Raw genomic sequence first — 6,810 nt, forward strand, 5'->3', positions numbered from 1 at the left:
CGGAAACTTTCGCCGGGCGACAAGTCACACGGCGACAGGGACTTTCGCCGGGCCGCGTGTCAGACGCGGTACGCCGCCACGTAGCGTCTCGGGTCCTCGCGCAGGTCCGTCCGCCAGCGGTGCGCGCACTGTTCGGCGAACGTCCGGCCCGTGGCCAGCACCTCGTCCAGCGGGTCGAGGTACCCCGGCGCCTCCGGACGTTCCAGTCCTGCGGCCACGCGCCGTGTCAGGCCCTCTCGTGCCAGGCTGACCAGTTCGGCCGCGAGGTCGTGCACCCGGTCCCCGCCCAGCCGGGTACGCAGCCCTTCGAGAGGCAGGCGGCGGCTCACCTCCCGCTGCTGGTCGAGCGTGTAGTGGCGCAGCAGGTTCCATGCCGCGTCGCGGGACGGCCGGTGGTAGGTGAGGCCCGCCCAGAGGGCCGGCACCGCGCTGAAGTGGAGGTGCGGAGGCCCGTCCGCGGCGCGCAGTTCCAGGGTTTCGCGCACCCGGACGTGCGTCCAGATCTGGCCCAGGTGGGCCGTCCAGTGGTCGAAGTCCGGGCGTGAGCCGTCGTCGAAGCCGTCCGCCAGCGCCGAGGCGAACGACCGGCCTCCCCCGCGCCGGAGCCGCCCCGAACCGTTCCGGTAGTAGAGCACGGGGATGTCCAGCGCCCAGTTCACGACGTCGTCGAAGCCCGTCATCCCGCTCAGCGCCGGAACCACCGGACCGCAGCGGCACGGATCCGTCCGCGTCCAGTTCAGGGAACGGCGGGAGAGCACACCGTCCGCGCGGCCCTCGTGCAACGGCGCGTTGACGAACAGGGCGGCCACCACGGGAGAGGCCGCCGCATGCAGACGCAGCTTCTGGACGAAGTCGTCCTCTCCCAGATGGTCCAGGTGCACCTGGGTGGACGTCGAAAGGGCCAGGATCTCGGCGCCGCCGCTGCCGTCCGCGCCGAGGCCCGCGAAGTGGGTGCGCATGATGGGGCCACGCGCCAGCGGCACCCAGGAGACCGTCCCGAGGCCGTCGAAGGGCAGGTGCGCGCCCGGCAGCAGGGCCAGACCATGGCGGCCGACGATCTCCGACAGGGCCGCCAGCCGCTCCCGGACGTCGGACACCGCGCTCACCACGTCGTCGGCCGGGGGCGCCGAGTACTCCAGCTGGCCGCCGTGCTCCAACCCGACGAGACCGCCGTCCGCCAGCCGGACCGCCACCAGCGCCCCGCCGTCGTACAGCGGTTCACCGCTCCACTCCTTGAGGACGGCGGCCAGCACCGCCCCCATCCCGTGCTCCCCCTCGTACGGGGCGGCACGGCCGGTCTCCGGGTCCACGACCCCGCACTCGATCTCCAGCCCGATCCGTTCGGCCGTCGCCGGCCTGAACAGCGCACCCAGGTCCTCACGCCGCAGCGGACTCTCCCCCACCCGCACCCCTCCCTCTGCCTCACCCATTCCCGAACGACGTCATGACCACTACCTCGGCAACCGATCAACGCGTCAACACAGGGAGTACCCGGACCTCCGGCGCACCATCGTTCACACTTTTCACAACGGCTCTGACCTGCGACGATGCGCGCCAGAAGGCTCCTGCGGGAAGGTGTCGTCCGCGGAATGCGCGGGCCATCACGGCTCTCACCCGGAGCCGCCCGCCCTCCGGTGGCATGGACCCGAGTTCGGGTTCGGATGGTCTCGCTGGTTTCTCGACTCAAGGCTTCGCCCCTGGCCGCTTCACAACAGGGCCCAGGGCGGCGGTCGAGCAGGGCGCTACGAATGCCCGTGATTTCGCCGGCTTCGCTGTCGTCGCGAGCCGGCGCGTTCTGCTGCTGCGCCGATCTTCCGGCGCCAGTGCGGGACGAGAGGTCGGGCGGGCCGTCCTCTCGTCCGGCTTGCCGCCGTCCCACCCCGCCGACGAGGACACGGCCGGAACCCGCCCGGTCATCGGGGGCGGGGTGGCAGTCGTCCGGTCCTGGGACGGGGGCGGTGGGCGGCGTGGTGGCCCTACCAGTCGCCGTCTCCGCTGTCTCCGTCGGAGAAGTCGTTGAACTCGTTGGTGACGTACTCGTTGTTGGTGACCTCGTAGACGACCTGCTGCGGCTCGTCGTCGTCGAGCATCTCGTTGATCAGCGCGCCGCCGACCAGGCCCGCGGCGCCCGCCGCGGCCACCCCTCCCCAGCCCGGGCCGCGGCGCTGCCCGTCGTGGTGGTGGTCGTCGTGGTGACGGTGGTGGTGGTCGTCGTGGTGGCCGTAGCCGGGCTGCGGGTAACCGGGGGCAGGGTAGCCGGGCTGGGCCGCCGGATAGCCGGGCTGGGCGGGGTAACCGGGCTGCCCGGCGGCCATCTGCTGCTGGTGGACGGCCCAGCGCTGCGCGCAGGCCGGGCAGGCGGTCACGTTGCGGGCCGCGCCCCACTGCGGCGTCCACAGGATGCTCTGAACGCCCGGACCGTGGGCGGCGTCGAAGAAACACGTCATGGAGACAACTCCCGGGTCGAATGAGTTACGACAAGTGTCGTAGATGATCGGAAGTTGATCAAGTCGATCTCGCCGGGCCGACCGGCGGCCGGCCCCTCGGCCGCCCCCAGGCCGGCCTCCCGCCGACCGGCGGTCCGCCGTCACAGGAGCGGCAGCCCCAACGCCTGGTCGAGTTGCAGCGCGGCGGCGGCCAGCGGGCCGGTGGTGAGACCGCTGCTCAGCAGGGCGACCGGCCCGGTGACGGAGTTCGACCTCGGCGGCGCGGTCAGGAGCGCGCGGACGCGTTCGACGGTCTGGGCCTGGGCGAAGGAGGGCAACCCGTCCGGGCCACCGGCCGGTGCGGCGGCCAGCGCGACCTTCGCGATCGTGCGGGCGACCAGGGCGCGATCGCCGGTCGCGGCGGCGGTGTCCTCGTCGGCCCAGCGTTCGAGCGCCAGGCGCAGGCGCGCGTCCAGCGGGCGCAGCGGCGGCAGGACGGCGGCGGTCAACGCCCCGATCAGCAGGTAGCGGTGGTGGGCGTGCCGCAGGTGGGACTCCTCGTGCCGGAACACGACCGCCAGTTCCGGACCGTCCAGCAGGCGGAGCAGGCCGCGGGACACCAGCACGCCGCCGTCGCGCCGGCCCGGGACGGCCACGGCCAGCGGCTCGTCCACGTCGAGCACCCCCCGGGCCAGGCGTCGCGCGCGCCGGGTGGCCCGCGCGGAACGGACCAGGACGAAGGCGATCGCGACGCAGGCACAGGCGAACAGCAGCAGTGCCGGGACGCCCAGCTCGGCCGGGACCGGCTGGTCGTCGCCGAACAGCATCCACTCGGGCAGCCGGTCGGCCGTGCCCGGGGCCAGCGTGGCGCCGTAGTTCACCGCGACGAACAGGACCGTCCCGACGGCGGAGGTGGTGGCGGTCGCCGCGACGGTCACCAGGATCCGCGCCGTCCACGCCGGGTGCAGCGGCACACGCAACCGGCCGAGCGCGAAGGCCAGCGGCAGCGTGGCGGCCACCGGCAGGAAGGTGAACGGGTTCATCCCCCGCCTCCCCGAGTCGCGTCCCGCTCGGGCCTGGCGGCAGCGGCCGGGGTCGGCTCCGAGGGCGCGGGCAGGGGTGCGGACGCGGCCTCGGGGCCGTCGTCCAGGACGGCGCGCAGGATCCGGGCCTGCTCGCCCGTCAGGGTCTCCACGAAACGGCTGAGGGCGTGCCGCTGGTCGCTGGCGAAGCGCAGGTGCTCGTGCATGCGCCCGGCGACGACGTCGGCCTCGTTCACCGTCAGCCGGTACTCGTACTGGCGCCCGGCCCGCACCCGCCGCACCATGCCCTTGCCGTGCAGCCGGGTGAGGATCGTGTTCAGGGTGGTGTGGGCGGGCGGCGCGCCGCCGAGCCGCGCGCGCAGGTCGGCGGTGCTGATGAAGGCGTCGGCGGACGCGAGGACCGCCAGCACCTCGGCCTCCAGGCGCCCCAGCGGACGTCGCGCCACGCTTCACACTCCCCACCCCGCGCGCACCGGTCGAACATGCCCAGGCTAGCCCGGCGCCACGTCGCCCGCGACGGGTGTTCCGTCAGGGGAGGAAGCCGCCGAAGACCGTCATGGAACGGGACGTCCGGATACTGAAGCTCCTGCCGGTCTCACGGGCCTCGCCGGTCGTCAGGTCGACGATGACGCCCTGGGAGGCGTGAGGAGGCATCCCCTCCGTGCCGCTCGGGTCCCGGGACTTGTCCCGCACGGTGAAGTACGTCGTCGGCCCCACCCATGCCTGCGCGCCGCCCACGCCGCTGAGCCGCCGTTCCGAGGCGATCTCACCGGTACCCAGGTTCACGAGGACGGCCGTGTCCATGCCCGAGTTGAAGGTGAGCAGCGTGCGCCCGTCCGGCGAGAGGGCGTTGCCGTTGATGCCGCGCAGGTCGACCTTCGGAGCGACCCGGACCCTGGCGCGCACGGCGCCGTCCTGGCCGGAGACCGTCAGCGGCTTCTCGCGGTCCCAGATGTCGCCCTGCACGATCGTGGACGCGTCCCGGCTGACGCCGATCACGGTCCCGGCCTGCAGGGCCGTGGCGGCTCCCGTCCGCGTGTCGACCAGGGACGCCCGGGCGCCGGGGTTCGCCTGCGAAGACAGCGCGAGGTGCGTGCCGTCGCCGGAGAACATCATCTGGGGGACGTCCGTCGGAGCCGTGGGCGGCCCCACCGGTGTGACCTTCCCCGAGGACAGGTCGCGGACGACGAGCCTCTGGTCCTTCGCGCGCTGGTAGGCGATGCGCCACCCGTCCGGGCTGATCGCCAGCGGCGTGTCGGCGCTCATGTAGTCCCTCGGCTTCACCGCGCGGGAGCCGACGCCGTCCGGCAGCCGCCACTGCTTCCCGGACCGGCCGACCAGCCGCCACTGGGCGCAGGCGCCCGAGGCGCTCGCCGCCCCCTTGGGACGCAGCCACCCGCAGTGGTCGAGGAAGCCGTACACGACGGGTTCGACCTTGCCGGCCGGGAGCGGGCCGGGCAGCACGCCCCGGGGGTTGAGGATCTCGCCGGGACGGGTGGCCAGGGGCGCGTCGGTACGGGTGGCCAGGGGCGCGTCGGGCCGCTCGGCCGGTCCCGGGTGGTCGGCGCCGCCCCCGGCCGTCGCCGTCCCGACGAGGACCGCGGCGGCGGCGGTCAGGGCCGTCGCGGACGGAACGGCGATGAGGCGGAGGCGCCGGCGCCGGCGGGCGGCGGTCAGGACCCGGGCGGCGTTCACCCGGGTCGGGGCGTCCTCGGCCAGCTCGTCCAGCGCGCCGCGCAGCCCGTCATGCAGCCCGTCATGGAATGTGTCGTGCGCCTGGGGGCTCATCGCACCACCTCCGGGATCTCGGTGTCGGTCAGGAGTTCGGCGAGCCCGGGTTCGAGGGCGCGCAGCCGCGCGAGGGCGCGGTGGGTCTGGCTCTTCACGGTGCCGACCGAGCAGCCCAGCAGCGTCGCGGTCTCGTTCTCGGAGCGGTCCTCGTAGAAGCGGAGGACGATCAGCGCGCGCTGCTTGGCCGTCAGCCTCCCGAGCGCCTGGCGCAGGAGGACCGACCGGACGGTGCGGTCGGCGATGTCGGGATGGCCCGCCGGCTCGGGCGGCGCCGCGCTGGGAAAGACGTGTTGGCCGCGCCGCCTCCACCAGTTGAGGTGCTCGTGGTACAGGATCTTGCGTACGTAGGTCTCGGGGTCCCCGGCGGCCGACACGCGCCGCCACCGCGGCGCGAGCTTGACCAGGGCGGTCTGCACGAGATCCTCCGCGCGATGCCGGTCGCCGGTGAGCAGGAACGCCGACCGGAGCAGCGCCGGTCCCCGGGCCGCGACGAACTCGGGCAAACCCTCGTAGTGCACCATCCGCCTCCTTGTCGCCCGTATACACACCGGGGAGGCGGCGAAGGTTGGCACCCCGGAGGAGATTCTTTCGATCGTGCCGGAGCTTCTGGGCGGCCGAGTCCTCCGCGGTCGAGACTTGCCCGGACGGTCCGTCGGCGAGGTTGGAGGACCATGGGGCAGAGCCCGGTCCCCGGGCAGGCGCCGCCCCCGGACGCCGCGGCTCCGCCCGGCGGGCCGTCGGTCGAGGAGCTACTGGCCGGCGTACCGTCCGAGGGGCGCGCGGTGGCGCTGGTCGAGTACCTCAAGCCGCGGACGTCGGGCGACTCGCTCGCCTGGCTCGCGCGGATCGCGGACGCACCGGCGTCGAGGCGCCGGACGCCGACGACAAGAGCCGCAACCTGGCGCTCACGGCCATCTGGTTCGCCGACCATCTCGACGGCTCGGCGGAGATGCTGCTCAGCCTGTCGGAGACGATGAGGGCGAGCGGCGAGGGCGACCCGAACGTCCACTACCGGCGGGCGGCGGCCCTGCGGCGGCTGGGACGCTACGACGAGGCGCTGGTGGAGATCGACCTCGCGATCGAGCCGATCGGCGTCGGCAGCATGCTGGTGCGCGAGCAGTACGCGCAGGAGCGCCGCGCGATCAGCGACGCGCGCGACATGCGCCGGCAGGCCGAGGGCGTCCGCCCGGCGGACGGCGGACGGCGGCCGGCGGACGGTATTCGGCGCGCCGCGGAGCCCTGCTGCGAGCAGCCGTCAGTAGATTCTGCGCATTCCTTGGCGGCGGGTGTTATAGGCCTCGGAAAAGCCGCGCCGAGGTCCGGACAAGTCAGTTCGCACGCCACTCCCAGGGGTACCGGTCCGAACCGAAAAGGACCACATCGGGTAATTGAACCCGATATTTCCCGAGGAGGACGATCTGTAATGCGTCGAACGAAGCCGCACACCACCGGGCGCCCGTCCGTTCCCCCGCCGTGGCGGGGCCGCGTCAGGCGCGCGGCCGTGCCCCTCGCGGCGCTGGCCACCGTGCCCGTCGCGGCGCTGGCCACCG

7 protein-coding genes are annotated in these 6,810 nt (G+C 73.7%); 1 reads left to right on the plus strand and 6 read right to left on the minus strand.

Annotation, left to right across the window (positions count from 1 at the left end):
* Positions 1 to 59: 59 nt before the first annotated feature.
* The 6 genes from DZF91_RS18345 to DZF91_RS18370 all read right to left on the minus strand — a co-directional run bounded on the left by DZF91_RS18345 (position 60) and on the right by DZF91_RS18370 (position 5,781).
* Positions 60 to 1,403 (minus strand): glutamate-cysteine ligase family protein, encoded by a 1,344-nt coding sequence (locus DZF91_RS18345; protein ID WP_158587974.1) that lies wholly within the window; start codon positions 1,401 to 1,403, stop codon positions 60 to 62.
* Between the two features lie 573 nt (positions 1,404 to 1,976).
* Positions 1,977 to 2,447, minus strand: coding sequence for a hypothetical protein (locus tag DZF91_RS18350; RefSeq protein WP_199486717.1), 471 nt, complete (start codon positions 2,445 to 2,447; stop codon positions 1,977 to 1,979).
* A 140-nt stretch (positions 2,448 to 2,587) separates the two neighbouring features.
* Positions 2,588 to 3,469, minus strand: coding sequence for a M56 family metallopeptidase (locus DZF91_RS18355; protein WP_117358680.1), 882 nt, complete (start codon positions 3,467 to 3,469; stop codon positions 2,588 to 2,590).
* Positions 3,466 to 3,915: a BlaI/MecI/CopY family transcriptional regulator gene (locus DZF91_RS18360; RefSeq protein WP_117358681.1), complete on the minus strand. Its 450-nt coding sequence runs from the start codon at positions 3,913 to 3,915 to the stop codon at positions 3,466 to 3,468. Before DZF91_RS18360 ends, DZF91_RS18355 begins: the two co-directional genes overlap by 4 nt.
* Before the next feature lie 82 nt (positions 3,916 to 3,997).
* Entirely contained in the window at positions 3,998 to 5,257 is a 1,260-nt protein-coding gene (locus tag DZF91_RS18365; RefSeq protein ID WP_117358682.1) for a hypothetical protein, read from the minus strand.
* Entirely contained in the window at positions 5,254 to 5,781 is a 528-nt protein-coding gene (locus DZF91_RS18370; RefSeq protein WP_117358683.1) for a SigE family RNA polymerase sigma factor, read from the minus strand. Before DZF91_RS18370 ends, DZF91_RS18365 begins: the two co-directional genes overlap by 4 nt.
* A 428-nt stretch (positions 5,782 to 6,209) precedes the next feature.
* Between DZF91_RS18370 and DZF91_RS38970 the strand changes: the two genes are divergently transcribed.
* On the plus strand, positions 6,210 to 6,810 hold a 601-nt coding region (locus DZF91_RS38970; protein WP_147341206.1), incomplete at its 3' end, for a tetratricopeptide repeat protein.

It is taken from the genome of Actinomadura logoneensis, assembly GCF_003428695.1.
GTDB lineage: Bacteria > Actinomycetota > Actinomycetes > Streptosporangiales > Streptosporangiaceae > Spirillospora > Spirillospora logoneensis.

Coding starts and splice junctions, on each gene's coding strand:
- DZF91_RS18355 (WP_117358680.1), bottom strand. CDS start 3,469: ATGAACCCGTTCACCTTCCTGCCGGTGGCCGCCACGCTGCCGCTGGCC.
- DZF91_RS18365 (WP_117358682.1), bottom strand. CDS start 5,257: ATGAGCCCCCAGGCGCACGACACATTCCATGACGGGCTGCATGACGGG.
- DZF91_RS18370 (WP_117358683.1), bottom strand. CDS start 5,781: ATGGTGCACTACGAGGGTTTGCCCGAGTTCGTCGCGGCCCGGGGACCG.
- DZF91_RS18350 (WP_199486717.1), bottom strand. CDS start 2,447: ATGACGTGTTTCTTCGACGCCGCCCACGGTCCGGGCGTTCAGAGCATC.